This is a genomic window from Streptococcus sanguinis (assembly GCF_019929145.1).
In the GTDB taxonomy this organism is placed as follows: Bacteria; Bacillota; Bacilli; order Lactobacillales; family Streptococcaceae; genus Streptococcus; species Streptococcus sanguinis_U.
On record NZ_JAHZOW010000001.1, the window covers coordinates 287,998 to 301,692 of the forward strand.

Annotated in this window: 16 protein-coding genes and 1 other annotated feature; of the genes, 15 read left to right on the top strand and 1 reads right to left on the bottom strand. The window is 42.9% G+C overall.

The window, feature by feature from the left end; all coding sequences use genetic code 11:
• Positions 1–17 precede the first annotated feature (17 nt).
• Together K1I94_RS01445 and K1I94_RS01450 are read left to right on the top strand one after the other, a co-directional pair.
• On the top strand, positions 18–2,486 hold the full coding sequence (locus tag K1I94_RS01445; protein WP_223314181.1) for an LTA synthase family protein: 2,469 nt from the start codon (positions 18–20) through the stop codon (positions 2,484–2,486).
• Positions 2,487–2,565: 79 nt separating this feature from the next.
• Positions 2,566–3,054, top strand: coding sequence for an EbsA family protein (locus tag K1I94_RS01450; RefSeq protein WP_002900006.1), 489 nt, complete (start codon positions 2,566–2,568; stop codon positions 3,052–3,054).
• Here K1I94_RS01450 and K1I94_RS01455 read toward each other — a convergent pair.
• Entirely contained in the window at positions 3,051–3,248 is a 198-nt protein-coding gene (locus K1I94_RS01455) for a ferredoxin (protein ID WP_295345912.1), read from the bottom strand. The genes K1I94_RS01450 and K1I94_RS01455 overlap by 4 nt on opposite strands.
• A gap of 45 nt (positions 3,249–3,293) precedes the next feature.
• Between K1I94_RS01455 and K1I94_RS01460 the strand changes: the two genes are divergently transcribed.
• The 13 genes from K1I94_RS01460 to K1I94_RS01520 all read left to right on the top strand — a co-directional run bounded on the left by K1I94_RS01460 (position 3,294) and on the right by K1I94_RS01520 (position 13,694).
• A complete protein-coding gene (locus K1I94_RS01460) occupies positions 3,294–3,731 on the top strand; it encodes an SAG1386/EF1546 family surface-associated protein (protein ID WP_223314182.1) in 438 nt (145 codons plus the stop codon).
• Positions 3,732–3,740: 9 nt separating this feature from the next.
• Complete coding sequence (gene cmk, locus K1I94_RS01465) at positions 3,741–4,418, top strand: (d)CMP kinase (RefSeq protein WP_223314183.1); 678 nt, start codon at positions 3,741–3,743, stop codon at positions 4,416–4,418.
• 26 nt (positions 4,419–4,444) lie between these two features.
• Positions 4,445–4,575, top strand: a sequence feature (ribosomal protein L20 leader region).
• A 16-nt stretch (positions 4,576–4,591) separates the two neighbouring features.
• Entirely contained in the window at positions 4,592–5,122 is a 531-nt protein-coding gene (gene infC / locus K1I94_RS01470; RefSeq protein ID WP_002895037.1) for a translation initiation factor IF-3, read from the top strand.
• Between the two features lie 33 nt (positions 5,123–5,155).
• Entirely contained in the window at positions 5,156–5,356 is a 201-nt protein-coding gene (gene rpmI / locus K1I94_RS01475) for a 50S ribosomal protein L35 (RefSeq protein ID WP_002895038.1), read from the top strand.
• Between the two features lie 44 nt (positions 5,357–5,400).
• Positions 5,401–5,760: a 50S ribosomal protein L20 gene (gene rplT, locus K1I94_RS01480; RefSeq protein WP_000124830.1), complete on the top strand. Its 360-nt coding sequence runs from the start codon at positions 5,401–5,403 to the stop codon at positions 5,758–5,760.
• A 218-nt stretch (positions 5,761–5,978) separates the two neighbouring features.
• Positions 5,979–6,446: a deoxycytidylate deaminase gene (locus K1I94_RS01485; RefSeq protein ID WP_002895042.1), complete on the top strand. Its 468-nt coding sequence runs from the start codon at positions 5,979–5,981 to the stop codon at positions 6,444–6,446.
• 172 nt (positions 6,447–6,618) lie between these two features.
• Positions 6,619–7,041, top strand: a complete 423-nt coding sequence (locus K1I94_RS01490; RefSeq protein ID WP_223314184.1) for a hypothetical protein — start codon at positions 6,619–6,621, stop codon at positions 7,039–7,041.
• Positions 7,042–7,304: 263 nt separating this feature from the next.
• Positions 7,305–8,495, top strand: a complete 1,191-nt coding sequence (gene metK / locus K1I94_RS01495) for a methionine adenosyltransferase (protein ID WP_223314185.1) — start codon at positions 7,305–7,307, stop codon at positions 8,493–8,495.
• A gap of 245 nt (positions 8,496–8,740) precedes the next feature.
• Positions 8,741–10,000, top strand: a complete 1,260-nt coding sequence (locus tag K1I94_RS01500) for a UDP-N-acetylglucosamine 1-carboxyvinyltransferase (protein ID WP_223314186.1) — start codon at positions 8,741–8,743, stop codon at positions 9,998–10,000.
• 33 nt (positions 10,001–10,033) lie between these two features.
• Positions 10,034–10,585 (top strand): GNAT family N-acetyltransferase, encoded by a 552-nt coding sequence (locus K1I94_RS01505; RefSeq protein WP_223314187.1) that lies wholly within the window; start codon positions 10,034–10,036, stop codon positions 10,583–10,585.
• Entirely contained in the window at positions 10,578–11,855 is a 1,278-nt protein-coding gene (gene spxR / locus K1I94_RS01510) for a CBS-HotDog domain-containing transcription factor SpxR (RefSeq protein WP_185756118.1), read from the top strand. The genes K1I94_RS01505 and spxR overlap by 8 nt, the downstream gene beginning before the upstream one ends.
• Before the next feature lie 21 nt (positions 11,856–11,876).
• Positions 11,877–12,734, top strand: coding sequence for a methionyl aminopeptidase (locus tag K1I94_RS01515; RefSeq protein WP_060975871.1), 858 nt, complete (start codon positions 11,877–11,879; stop codon positions 12,732–12,734).
• Positions 12,735–12,767: 33 nt separating this feature from the next.
• Positions 12,768–13,694, top strand: coding sequence for a YihY/virulence factor BrkB family protein (locus K1I94_RS01520; protein ID WP_223314705.1), 927 nt, complete (start codon positions 12,768–12,770; stop codon positions 13,692–13,694).
• Position 13,695 lies beyond the last annotated feature (1 nt).

Consider the following 13,695-nt stretch of genomic DNA (forward strand, 5'->3'; position numbering starts at 1 on the left):
ATTTACCAGAAAGAAAAATGAAATTTTTACTCAACCACTATAAGCAGTTCTCATACCTGCTAATTAGTTTTTTACTTTTAGATACAGTCGCTGTTACGACCGTTTTGTTGTTGGAGGAAGGCGAAGATTTACGGAGCTATCCTGCCTTGTGGCTGGCCTTTCTGATGCTGCTTCCTCTTTTGTTTGGCTTGGGCAAGCTTTTGTCTCAGCTCTTCAGCAAAAGATTCTTTATATGGTTAGCTATTATTTACGCTCTCTATACTGGATTTTCTTACTTACTGACAGTAACACAGCATGTCAATGATTTTGAGTTCAAAGCAGATCGAGTTTTCAGCAATCATTTTTGGCAGCTTAACTCCCTGCCTGGCTTGCTTTTGATTTTCTTATTTGCGTATATTTTTATTCATTTTCCAAAGCTTAAAAAACGCTTCCCAGGTAAGTTCTTGCAAGTTACTAAGAAAAATAGAGAGGTACTGGAAAATCTTTTTCTATCCCAATTCTTTCTATTTCTTGCTTTGATGGACGATAAGATGCCGGAATTGCTGCATCACCAAAGCTATTTAGTGAATTTCCTTGAGGAAGGCAAGTTGGATATAACGCAGAACTTTATGCTAACTTTCCTCTGCCTTATCGCACTTATCTTTATCCTGCTTTCTCTCCCTAGCTTTCTAGCTGTGAAGGGATTGCGCGATCTTGCTCAGAATAAAGCCAGTGCTTCTGTCGCTTTTGTGTTGAGTGCAGTGTTTGCTCTTATATTTAACTATACAATCCAAAATAGTATCCGAGGAGACGTGATTGTTTTGGATCAGTATCTTTTCACTGGAGCCAGTCTCTTTCAAATCATCGTTTTTTTCATGATTTTTATGGCTCTTTACCTGATTTTCAATCATTTTCTCCTGCCAACCATGCTGATAACAGCGCTAGTGGTGATTGCCACCATAGCTAGCAGTCTGAAATTTCAGTATCGCCAAGAGCCAATATTGCCTAGTGATATGGTCTGGCTGAGAAATCCCAAGACCCTCTTTGACTTTCTCGGAGGCAATTATGGATTTTATGCTATCTTGGGACTAGTTGCTTTAGGCGCTCTCTACTGGTATTTGCGTAAGAAAATCTTGCCAGGCAAGCTCATTACCGTTCTTAAATACCAGCTCCTCTTGCTAGTCCTGCCCCTGGTCTTTTTCTTGGGAGTCATGGATATATTTGCTACTAAAAAGAATGGCAAAATAGTAGAGAATATCCCAGTTATTTCGATCTTAAATAATTTCCATGACCTGACTTGGATGGGAAATACTGTCAATTCACAGCTGCGCTCCCTTTCTTTTGTCTGGTTTTCACAGATGTCGGATACAACCATGATTGAGCCGCGTGGCTATTCTAAGGAAAAGATTCAAGAGATAGAAAGAAAGTATAAGAATCTTGCGGAAGCTATTAACAAAGACCGCCAGAATAAAATCGAAGATCAAACGGTAATTTATCTCCTGAGTGAAAGTTTTTCTGACCCTGCTCGGGTTGACGGCGTTACCATGTCTGAAAATCCAATTCCTTATATTCAGGAAGTTAAAACTCGCACCACCAGTGGACTTATGAAGTCAGACGGCTATGGTGGAGGAACGGCCAACATGGAATTTCAGACCCTGACTGGTTTACCTTTTTATAATCTGTCTCCGTCTATTTCGGTTCTCTATACTGAAATTGTCCCGAGGATGAATAGATTCCCTTCCATTAGTGATGCTTATTCATCTAAGAATCGGACAGTAATCCATCTGGCCTCCCCTAGCAATTATGCCAGAAATGTCATTTACCAGGATTTGGGATTTGATACCTTTATTCACTATGGTACTAAAGGCCTAAAGGGTGATAATATAGGTGGTAATTACAGCGATAAAACGACTTATAATCAGGTCTTGGAACATTTGAATGGCAAGCAGGGGCAATTTTTCTCTGTCATGACCATGCAGAACCACATGCCTTGGAGTGAACCCAATCCTGTCTACATGTCTGCCAGCTATCCTGATTTTAGCAAGGAAGGGAACGAATCTCTTTCCAGCTATGTCAGAATGCTTTACCATACAGATCAGGCCACCAATGATTTTCTTGAGAAGCTTTCAAAGGTAGATAAAAAAGTAACAGTCGTCTTTTACGGTGACCATCTGCCTGGTCTCTATCCTCAGTCAGCCTTTAAAGAAGATCCAGAAAGCCAATATCTAACAGATTATTTCGTTTGGAGTAATTATGAAACTCCTAAACTTGATTATCCAAGGGTCAATTCTAGCGATTTCTCCGCTCTCTTACTGGAGCAGACAAATTCCAAAGTATCACCTTACTATGCTTTATTAACAGAAGTATTGCATAAGGCCAGCGTGGATAAAAAGGAATTGGACGAAGAAGCTCAAGAAATAGCAGATGATTTGAAACTGATTGAGTATGATATGGTCAGAGGCAAGGGCTACTTGTCTGATAGCTTCTTTAAGACAGCAAAATCATAAATAAAAAAATAGAATAGGCAAGTCTACCTGTTCTATTTTTTCTTAATTTATGCTAAACTAGTAGTATGGGGGTGTGAGCATGATAAAGATTTTCGGTAAGGTTCGCTATCACTGGCAGCCAGATGTAGCTATCCTGATAATATATTGGTCTTTATCGGTCATTCCGATTTTTGTTGGCCTGGCTTTGATGTATGAAAGCTCACGAGTGCCGACTCTTGTTCTGTTTTCTTTCTTCTTGTTCATGGTTTTGCTGGGAATGGGAGTTCATCGTTATTTTACCATTTATGACGATGGAACCTTGCGAATTATTACAGCCAATCCCTTTACTCCGATAAAGGTCAAGATTTCAGATATTGAAAAAGTCGAAGTGACTAAGACGTCAATTACCTTATATTTTAAAGGGCAGAACCGCAGCCGGAGTTTTTGTATGCGCAAGTGGCCTAAGAAATATTTTGTCAATGCCCTGGCCCTTAATGAGCATTTTAAGGGTGAGGTAGAATTAGTAGATAATTTTACCCATATTGACTATTTTGAAGCTTACTATGGCAGTCAGTCCAAAAAATCCTAGTCTTTCAAAAGAGCTCGGGTTGGGCAGTTTTTGATGGCTTCCACGACATCGGGATCCTCAGCAATTTCCTTTTCTAGGAGCTGGTCGTCCTGGTAAAATTTGACGATGCCATTGTCATGATAGTCAAAAAGATCTGAGTAGGTTTGACAGAGCCCACAGGCAATGCACCGTTCGGGAATGAGTGTTACTTTCATACCCATATTGTAATAAGATTTTAAGAAAAACTCAAGGAGGAAGTCATGGAAAAAGAACCATGGGAAGAAGATGTATACGATAACGGAGAAGATAAGTTGAAACGAACCAAGAAGTTTAGCGCCTTGAATGCAGACCGCTTATTGACCATATTAACCATTATTTTCTGTATTTTAGTGGTTGCGGTGGTGTGCTTCCTGACCTATCTGTCTACTGGAGGGAGTAATAGACAAACCCAAATGGAAGGTTTCTACGGCACTTCAGCAGCAACCTCAAGCAGCGAAGCGTCTTCTACAGCAGAGCAGACGGCGGCAAATACTACAGAATCCTCTGAAGGAACTCTGACTGTCCAGCCTGGTGAAGGTGAGGCAGCCATTGCAGCGCGTGCAGGTATTTCTATTGCCAAGCTTGAACAGCTTAACCCTTCTCATATGTCCACTGGTTCTTGGTATGCCAATCCAGGTGACGTTGTGAAGATTGAGTAGGAGCCAGCTATGAAACAGATTCAAATTGCGATTGACGGTCCAGCTTCCAGTGGAAAATCGACCGTTGCCAAGATTATTGCTAAGGATTTTGGCTATACTTATTTAGATACAGGAGCCATGTACCGGGCTGCAACCTATCTGGCTCTGCGGCATCATCTGACAGAAGCAGATGCCACTGAAATTGTAGACTTGCTCAATAATCATTCGGTCAGTTTTGGTCGAGCGGAAGATGGCGAGCAGCTAGTCTTTGTTGGCGACGTGGATGTGACTCACCCGATTCGGGAAAATGAAGTTACGAATAATGTTTCCTGGGTATCTGCCATTCCTCAAGTCCGTGAGAAACTGGTGGCCTTGCAGCAGCAAATTGCAGCTCAGGGAGGGATTGTCATGGATGGCCGTGATATTGGAACGGTTGTCTTGCCTCAGGCTGAGCTCAAGATTTATCTGGTAGCCTCGGTTGATGAAAGAGCTGAGCGCCGATATAAGGAAAATCTATCAAAAGGAATTCCAGCTGATTTGGACAAACTGAAAGAAGAAATTGCAGAGCGGGATTATAAGGACAGTCACCGCGAAGTTTCGCCATTGAGACCGGCAGAAGATGCCATACATTTTGATACAACTGGTATTGGAATTTCTGAAGTTGTTGCATTTATCGAAGAAAAAGCGAAAAAAATCATTGACAAATAAAATGAAAATTGATATGATAGTAGAGTTGAGAAAAGCAGAAGTGAGAGCTTCTCGCCTTGCGACTAACGTTGTCTGGCTCTACAGGATTTAGTTTCAGTGATGAAATACTATCATGTAGTGCGGGTTTGCGTTAGCAGGTCCGCACTTGTTTTTCTCTAAAAATAAAAAAAGAGGTGAAAACCATAGCAAAACAAGACTTATTCATCAATGATGAAATTCGTGTGCGTGAAGTTCGCTTGATCGGTCTTGACGGCGAACAATTAGGTATTAAACCGCTGAGCGAAGCGCAGTCTCTTGCGGATGAAGCAAATGTTGATTTGGTCCTGATTCAGCCACAAGCTAAACCACCTGTTGCAAAAATTATGGACTATGGCAAGTTCAAATTTGAGTACCAGAAAAAACAAAAAGAACAACGCAAGAAACAAAGTGTTGTTACTGTGAAGGAAGTCCGTCTCAGTCCAACCATTGATAAGGGAGACTTTGACACTAAGCTTCGCAACGCACGCAAATTCCTTGAAAAAGGAAATAAAATAAAGGTATCTATCCGCTTCAAAGGCCGGATGATTACCCACAAAGAAATCGGGGCTAAAGTTTTAGCAGATTTTGCTGAAGCGACTCAAGATGTTGCTATCATTGAGCAAAAGCCTAAGATGGATGGACGTCAGATGTTCATGCAGATGGCGCCAATTCCTGACAAAAAATAGATTGTCAGAAAGATAGAAAAAGGAGAAAACATTATGCCAAAACAAAAAACACACCGCGCATCAGCTAAACGTTTCAAACGTACAGGTTCTGGTGGCTTGAAACGTTTCCGTGCTTACACTTCTCACCGTTTCCACGGAAAGACTAAGAAACAACGCCGTCATCTTCGCAAAGCAGGAATGGTGCATGCAGGAGACTTCAAGCGTATCAAAGCAATGCTTACAGGTCTGAAATAAGAGCTGCTGTAACAATTATCTAGGAAATATTGGAGGAAATATAAATGGCACGTGTTAAAGGTGGCGTTGTATCACGCAAACGCCGTAAACGTATTTTAAAATTAGCTAAAGGTTACTATGGAGCAAAACATATCTTGTTCCGTACTGCAAAAGAGCAAGTAATGAATTCTTACTACTATGCATACCGTGACCGTCGTCAGAAAAAACGTGACTTCCGCAAACTTTGGATCACTCGTATCAATGCGGCAGCTCGTTTGAACGGACTTTCATACTCACAATTGATGCATGGTTTGAAATTGGCTGAGATTGAAGTTAACCGTAAAATGTTGGCTGACTTAGCTGTTAACGACGCAGCAGCTTTCACAGCTCTTGCAGATGCAGCTAAAGCTAAGCTTGGTAAATAATTAAAATAAGAACTGAGGATTTCCTTGGTTCTTTTTTGATAACTCTTAATGAAAAGTATGAAGAGAGAAATAGCCTGCCATGCCACTTATAGTATAGATAAAGGCTTGTTACTGATAAGACAGCTTTCATGGTAAAGCTAGTTAAAACTAGGAATTTGCGATATAATAGATAAAAACAGACATATATGTAAATAAAAAATCAGTAGAATGGAGAAATCATGTCAGAGAATCGTTTAGCTTGGGACCAGTATTTTGCGGCTCAGGCTCTCTTAATTGCTAATCGCTCAACCTGCAAGCGGGCCAAGGTTGGCGCTGTATTGGTTAAGGATAATAAGGTTATTTCAACTGGTTACAATGGATCAGTTTCAGGGACTGAGCACTGTATTGACCATGAGTGTTTGGTTATTGACGGTCACTGCGTGCGGACCTTGCATGCTGAGGTCAATGCCATCTTGCAAGGAGCCGAGCGGGGAGTCCCCAAGGGCTTTACGGCTTATGTGACTCATTTTCCCTGTCTCAACTGTACCAAGCAACTGCTTCAGGTCGGCTGCAAGCGGGTGGTCTACATCAACCAATATCGCATAGATGACTATGCTCAGTATCTCTACAAGGAGAAAGAGGTGGAATTAGTTCATCTGCCGCTGGATGATGTCAAGAAGGCTATCGCTCAGACGGATTTGGTATAGAATGAGGAGTTTATGTGAAAAGCGCATATGTATGTTATGTAGCAAAATATTCTCTGAATCAAGCGTGTATTATAGAGGTTGGACATAAGCGAAATGCTATTATCTGAGGAACAATAGTGGGATAGATATCTTGCCTCTTCAGTCTAAAAAATAATTAGAAAGGATGAATCAAATGACGAATAATGAGATGAATAAAGATAATAATCAATCTATTGAGGAACAAAATATTCCTGACGTTACTATGAAGAATTCAAAAGAAACCAAGTATAGGTCAGGTCTGCTGTCATTTGCTTTTTATCTATCGATAATTTATCTTGTCTTGTTTGTTTTACTTTTCACTCTAGCAGGTCCATGGGGGATCGTCTTGTTAATTTTCCTAGCACCCAGCTTAATTTGTATTTTAATTGCGACCGTTTTAACTGGTATTGGAAAGAATAGAGGAAATAGGGGTTTACTGTATGCAGGTTCAGGACTTTACCTGATTTCTGCCTTTTTTGCAGGAGACCCAGATTGGTTTCTTTTTCAAATCGCTCCATTTGTTTTAGCAGCTCTTGTTTTGTTCGGAACTCTAATGGCTAAAGAAGTGGAGAGGTAACAGAAGAAAATTTGGTGCTAAACTATATCTTCTCTTTATGTTTTTATTTTGTTATTTAGTCTGGATAGGTTGGTTAACTTCCAAGAATGAATGGAGCTTAACAAGGTATAGTTTTAATCTATATCTTGTTCTTTTTTTAAAAAAAGGGAGTGGTATCGTAAATTATGGTATAATGAAGAAGTTATATAGTCCCGATAAGGTGGTAGTTTTTTCTATCAGTACTTTGTAACTCTATAACAATTTATTTAAGGGGGGACATTTCTATGTCAGAACGTAAACTTTTCACGTCTGAGTCTGTATCGGAGGGGCATCCTGATAAGATTGCAGACCAAATTTCCGATGCTATTTTGGATGCTGTCTTGAGTCAGGATCCAGATGCTCATGTGGCTGCTGAAACAGCCGTTTATACGGGCTCGGTTCATGTTTTTGGTGAGATTTCGACCACAGCTTATGTAGATATTAACCGTGTGGTTCGTGATACCATTGCTGAGATTGGCTACACCAATACAGAGTATGGATTTTCAGCAGAGACAGTTGGTGTGCATCCGTCTTTGGTAGAGCAGTCGCCAGATATCGCTCAGGGTGTCAATGAAGCCTTGGAGGTTCGTGGGAATGCAGATCAAGATCCATTGGACTTGATTGGTGCTGGAGACCAGGGGCTTATGTTTGGCTTTGCTGTGGATGAAACGCCAGAGCTCATGCCGCTTCCTATCTCGCTCAGTCACAAGCTAGTCCGTCGATTGGCAGAGTTGCGCAAATCAGGAGAGATTTCCTATCTGCGTCCAGATGCTAAGTCTCAGGTGACCGTTGAGTATGATGAAAATGACCAGCCTGTGCGCGTGGATACGGTAGTTATTTCGACCCAGCATGATCCAGAAGTGACCAATGAAGAGATTCATCGTGATGTGATTGAAAAGGTGATTAAAGCAGTTATTCCAGCCCAGTATCTGGATGATAAGACAAAATTTTTCATCAATCCAACCGGCCGCTTTGTAATTGGCGGTCCGCAAGGAGACTCTGGCTTGACTGGCCGTAAGATTATTGTGGATACTTATGGCGGCTATGCTCGTCACGGTGGCGGTGCCTTCTCTGGTAAGGATGCAACCAAGGTCGACCGCTCTGCTTCATACGCAGCTCGCTACATTGCTAAAAACATCGTGGCGGCGGGACTGGCCAAGAAAGCAGAAGTGCAGTTAGCCTATGCCATTGGTGTGGCTCAGCCGGTTTCTGTACGCATCGATACTTTTGGAACTGGTGCTGTTGCAGAAAGCAAGCTTCAGGAAGCAGTTCGTCAGATTTTTGATCTGCGTCCGGCCGGTATCATTCAAATGCTGGATCTGAAACGTCCAATCTATCGTCAGACAGCAGCTTATGGCCACATGGGTAGGACAGATATTGACCTGCCTTGGGAAAAGTTGGATAAGGTAGAGGCATTGAAAGCAGCAGTGCAGTAAGATGACAGTTCTCAATCGTAATGGTTGAGAGCTTTTTTATATAGGTGGCTTTTAAAAGTTAAGCAGTCTAGCCTTGCGCTTCTCTCATTCTTGGGAATACTGTGTTTTTCTGAAAGAACTGTTGAAAAAGCAATTTTCCCCGTTTCATTTTAATTTCAATTGTCTTATTTATCTAAAAGTATAGGAAATTTCTCGAATCTGTGGTATAATAAATGGCAATACCTTGAAAGAGCTTTATTTTAAACATGAAAAAAATTGTAATACATGGTGGTCGCCCCTTAAAAGGAGAGGTGACTATTAATGGTGCTAAAAACAGTGTCGTTGCCTTGATTCCGGCTGTGATTCTGGCAGATGATATTGTAACGTTGGATGGCGTTCCGGATATTTCGGATGTGGATAGTCTGATTGATATCATGATTGCCATGGGGGCTAGTGTTACTCGCTCTGAGGACAGTCTGACAATTGATCCGCGTGGTATCCAAAATGTCCCTATGCCTTATGGAAAAATCAACAGTCTAAGAGCATCCTATTATTTCTATGGCAGCTTGCTTGGTCGCTATGGTGAAGCAACGGTAGGTCTGCCTGGTGGCTGTGACTTGGGGCCGCGTCCTATTGACTTGCATCTCAAAGCTTTTGAAGCGATGGGGGCTAAGATGACCATGGACGGTAACTACATGAACCTATCCACAGGAGGTCAGCAGCTGAAAGGTGCTAGCATTTATATGGATACGGTCAGTGTGGGTGCTACCATCAATACTATGTTGGCTGCTGTCAAGGCCAAAGGTCGGACCATTATTGAAAATGCAGCGCGGGAGCCAGAAATCATCGACGTGGCAACTCTCTTGAATAATATGGGAGCGCATATACGTGGAGCAGGAACTGATATTATTACGATTGAGGGGGTTCCACACCTTCATGGAACGCGCCATCAAGTAATTCCAGACCGTATCGAGGCTGGAACTTATATCGCCCTTGCTGCAGCTATTGGTCAGGGAATTCAGATTAATAATGTCCTTTATGAGCATTTAGAGGGTTTTATTGCCAAGCTTGAGGAAATGGGTGTTCGGATGACGGTTTCTGAAGACAGCATTTTTGTCGAAGAGCAGCAAAATCTGCGTGCTATAAACATCAAGACTTCTCCTTATCCAGGCTTTGCAACTGACCTACAACAGCCGATTACCCCGCTCTTACTGACGGCTAATGGCCATGGTAAGATTACAGACACCATCTATGAGAAGCGGGTTAACCATGTGGCGGAGCTGGCTAAGATGGCAGGTAAGATTTCGACCAGCAGCGACCAGATTGTCTATGAGGGACCAAATCAACTGCAGGGAGCTCAGGTCAAGGCAACTGATTTACGAGCAGGAGCTGCCTTGGTTATTGCAGGTTTGATGGCTCAGGGAAAGACAGAGATTACTAATATCGAGTTTATCCTGCGTGGCTATTCTAATATTATTGAAAAATTAACAAGTCTGGGTGCAGATATCCAGTTGATAGAAGAATAAGCGTTTTTCGCTTATTTTTTGTAGAGGTAGCAGATGAATTTATGGACACATTTAGCAGCCTGCTCATTTATTGAGACAGAGCATGTTTTTTTGCGCCCCATTGTCTTTGAAGATGCAGGGGCCCTATATAAGATTGCGTCCAATCCGGAAAATACTCAGTTCATCTTTCCGACAGAAGCAAGCCTAGAGGAAAGTGAATACGTCATTGCCAATTTCTTTATGAAAAATCCTCTGGGGATTTGGGCCATTTGTCACAAGGAAACGCAGGAAATGATTGGCTCTGTCAAGTTTGAAAAGATGGACGAGATCAAGAAAGAGGCTGAGTTAGGCTATTTCCTACGGCAAGACTACTGGGGACGAGGGCTGATGACAGAAATTGTTCGAGAGATTGCTTTTCTATCTTTTACCCGCTTTGGCTTCAAACGCCTCAGTATTATCACTCATGCAGAGAACCTAGCTAGTCAAAAGGTGGCTCAAAAATCTGGCTTCAGCCTCTACCGGCAGTTTAAAGGGAGCGATCGGTACACGAGGAAGATGAGAGATTATCTGGAGTACCGTTATGAGAGAGGAGATTTTAATGAGTAAGCATCAGGAAATTTTAACCTATCTTGAAAATCTTCCAATCGGCAAGAGGGTCAGTGTCCGCAGTATTTCAAACTATCTGGGAGTTAGTGATGGGACGGCCTATCGAGCGATCAAGGAAGCAGAGAACCGCGGTATTGTTGAGACCAGGCCTCGGAGTGGTACGGTTCGGGTTAAGTCCAAGAAAGTTGTTTTGGAGCATCTGACCTACAAGGAAATTGTTGATATTACTGGCTCAGAAGTATTGGCTGGAGAAGATGGTCTAGAAAAAGAATTTAATAAGTTTTCCATCGGAGCCATGACGGAGCAGAATATCCTGCGCTATCTGAATGAGGGAGGTCTCCTGATTGTTGGAGATCGGACAAAAATCCAGCTTTTGGCGCTGGAAAACGAGAATGCGGTGTTGGTAACCGGAGGATTTGAAGTCAGCTCGGAAGTTCTGAAGATGGCTAATTTGCTTAATATACCGGTTCTCAGGACCAAGCACGATACCTACACCGTTGCAACCATGATTAATCGTGCCCTGTCCAATATGCAGATCAAGACCGATATTTTAACAGTGGAGCAGGTCTATCGCTCCAGCCATGAGTACGGCTTCTTGCATGATACTGATACTGTTCGTGACTATCTGGACTTGGTTCGTCGCAATCGTGCCAGCCGGTTTCCGGTTATCAACCAGCAGCAGATGCTGGTGGGAGTAGTAACCATGCGGGATGCTGGGGATAAGTCTCCTCTGACAACCTTGGACAAGGTCATGACGAAAAACGTCTTTATGACAGGCTTATCTGCTAATATTGCCAATATCAGCCAGCGCATGATTGCAGAAGACTTCGAAATGATACCAGTAGTGCGCAGCAATCAGACCTTGCTGGGTGTGATTACGCGGCGGGACATTATGGAAAAAATGAGTCGTTCTCAGATTTCCAGCTTGCCGACTTTCAGTGAGCAAGTGGGACAGAAGATTAGCCGTCAGGATGATTTGTTTTCCTTTACTGTTGAGCCTTTTATGCTGGAGCAAAATGGTGTGCTGGCCAACGGTGTGCTGACAGAAATTTTGACTCGGATTACCCAGCAGCTCATGGTCAACAGCGGCCGCAGCCTGATAATCGACCAGCTGATGATTTATTTCTTTCAGGCGGTTCAGATTGATGACCTGCTGCATATCCAGCCGCGTATTATCCGTCAGACTAGGCGGACAGCTATTATTGACTTTGAGATGTATCTGGAAGCAATGCTGGTTGCCAAAGCTACGATTACAGTGAAAATTAATTAAGAAGAGGAATTTAGAGAAAGAATGATTACTTTAAAATCACAGCGTGAAATTGACTTGATGGACAAGAGTGGAGATTTTCTGGCTTCTGTCCATATTGGTTTGAGAGACTTGATTAAGCCAGGCATTGACATGTGGGACATCGAAGAGTATGTCCGCAAGCGTTGTAAAGAAGACAATGCGCTGCCCCTGCAGATTGGTGTTGAAGGCTCTGTCATGGACTATCCTTATGCGACCTGCTGCTCTCTTAATGACGAGGTAGCCCATGCCTTTCCTCGTCATCAGAAGCTAGTAGAAGGTGATGTCATCAGTGTTGATATGGTTGTTGGCTTGGTCGATAAGGCAGAGCTGGATGTGTCCAAGCTAGATTTTGACAATGTGGAACAGATGAAGCAACACACAGAGAGCTTCCGGGGCGGTGTGGCGGATTCTTGTTGGACCTATGCAGTAGGGAAAATTAGCCCAGAAGCTCAGCAGCTGATGGATGTGACCAAGGAATGTCTCTACCGTGGAATTGCGGCTGCCAAGGTTGGCAATCGTATCGGCGACATTGGCGCAGCTATTCAGGAATATGCTGAAAGTCATGGCTATGGCGTTGTGCGGGATTTGGTGGGGCACGGTGTTGGTCCAACCATGCATGAGGAGCCTATGGTGCCGCATTACGGTCGAGCAGGACGCGGCTTGCGCTTGCGTGAGGGAATGGTTCTGACTATCGAGCCCATGATCAATACAGGTACCTGGGAAATCGATACGGACTTTGAGACCGGCTGGGCACATAAAACGCTGGATGGCGGCCTGTCCTGTCAGTATGAGCATCAGTTTGTCATTACAAAAGATGGTCCTGTCATTCTGACCAGCCAGGGAGAAGAAGGGACTTATTAGAAATCAAAGGCTGGGCACTTGTCTCAGCTTTTTTTGAAGGAGAAGAGAGTGAAGAAATTTTTTGCCAAGATTCGTAGAAATCAGTTTTTAAGAGAATTTTTCCGTTTTTATAAAGAGGCAGATAGTGAGCTGACCAGCGTTGCAGTTGCTTATTATTGGCTGATTTCCGTTTTTCCCTTGCTCTTAATTGTGGTGAATATTTTGCCCTATTTTCACATTCCGGTGGCGGATTTTCTGACAGCCATCAAGGACATGCTTCCAGAGACTTTATATGATGTTGTAGCAAAAATCATGCGTGAAGTGCTGACCCAGCCTTCGACTGGCCTGCTGAGCTTCTCAGTCTTGTCGGCTCTTTGGACTTTTTCCAAGTCCATGAATTTCCTCCAGATTGCCTTTAACAAAGCTTATGGGGTGGCTAAGAGTCGGGGTCTGATTTCCCATCGCGTCATGAGTCTCTTTGTGAGTCTAGGTCTGCAGATTCTCTTTGCCTTGGCCCTCTTTCTGACCATGTTTGGTCATATGTCGCTGGACTTCCTCCGTACTTACTGGAAGCTAGATAGCCAGCTCTATCAGCACTTGCAGAATTTTACCGAGCCCCTGATTTACGCCTTACTCTTTGCGGTTTTGGTTATGCTCTATTATTTTCTTCCTAATGTGAAAATCAACAAAAAACGCTATGTTCTGCCGGGCAGTGCCTTTGTGCTTCTGACTATTCTGGCTTTGCTGAATATCTTTTCTGTCTACATGGATAATTATTTAAATCACCTGGTTGATGTTCGCTTTTTCAGCTCCATCATTATGGTTGTGATGATGTTTTGGTTTATCATGATTGCTAAAATTTTGATTGTTGGCGCAGTGCTCAATGCCAGTATCCAGAGCTGCTGTGAGTCAGAGTTCCAAGTTGAGAGCACTGGACGCTTTACTTTCAAGAAGAAGGAGCAGGATGAAGAAGAGGACTGAT

Bases quoted from the DNA above. Each gene is read 5' to 3' on its own strand.
- K1I94_RS01445 (WP_223314181.1), top strand. From the start codon at position 18: ATGAAATTTTTACTCAACCACTATAAGCAGTTCTCATACCTGCTAATT.
- K1I94_RS01450 (WP_002900006.1), top strand. From the start codon at position 2,566: ATGATAAAGATTTTCGGTAAGGTTCGCTATCACTGGCAGCCAGATGTA.
- K1I94_RS01455 (WP_295345912.1), bottom strand. From the start codon at position 3,248: ATGAAAGTAACACTCATTCCCGAACGGTGCATTGCCTGTGGGCTCTGT.
- K1I94_RS01460 (WP_223314182.1), top strand. From the start codon at position 3,294: ATGGAAAAAGAACCATGGGAAGAAGATGTATACGATAACGGAGAAGAT.
- cmk (WP_223314183.1), top strand. From the start codon at position 3,741: ATGAAACAGATTCAAATTGCGATTGACGGTCCAGCTTCCAGTGGAAAA.
- rpmI (WP_002895038.1), top strand. From the start codon at position 5,156: ATGCCAAAACAAAAAACACACCGCGCATCAGCTAAACGTTTCAAACGT.
- rplT (WP_000124830.1), top strand. From the start codon at position 5,401: ATGGCACGTGTTAAAGGTGGCGTTGTATCACGCAAACGCCGTAAACGT.
- K1I94_RS01485 (WP_002895042.1), top strand. From the start codon at position 5,979: ATGTCAGAGAATCGTTTAGCTTGGGACCAGTATTTTGCGGCTCAGGCT.
- K1I94_RS01490 (WP_223314184.1), top strand. From the start codon at position 6,619: ATGACGAATAATGAGATGAATAAAGATAATAATCAATCTATTGAGGAA.
- metK (WP_223314185.1), top strand. From the start codon at position 7,305: ATGTCAGAACGTAAACTTTTCACGTCTGAGTCTGTATCGGAGGGGCAT.
- K1I94_RS01500 (WP_223314186.1), top strand. From the start codon at position 8,741: ATGAAAAAAATTGTAATACATGGTGGTCGCCCCTTAAAAGGAGAGGTG.
- K1I94_RS01505 (WP_223314187.1), top strand. From the start codon at position 10,034: ATGAATTTATGGACACATTTAGCAGCCTGCTCATTTATTGAGACAGAG.
- spxR (WP_185756118.1), top strand. From the start codon at position 10,578: ATGAGTAAGCATCAGGAAATTTTAACCTATCTTGAAAATCTTCCAATC.
- K1I94_RS01515 (WP_060975871.1), top strand. From the start codon at position 11,877: ATGATTACTTTAAAATCACAGCGTGAAATTGACTTGATGGACAAGAGT.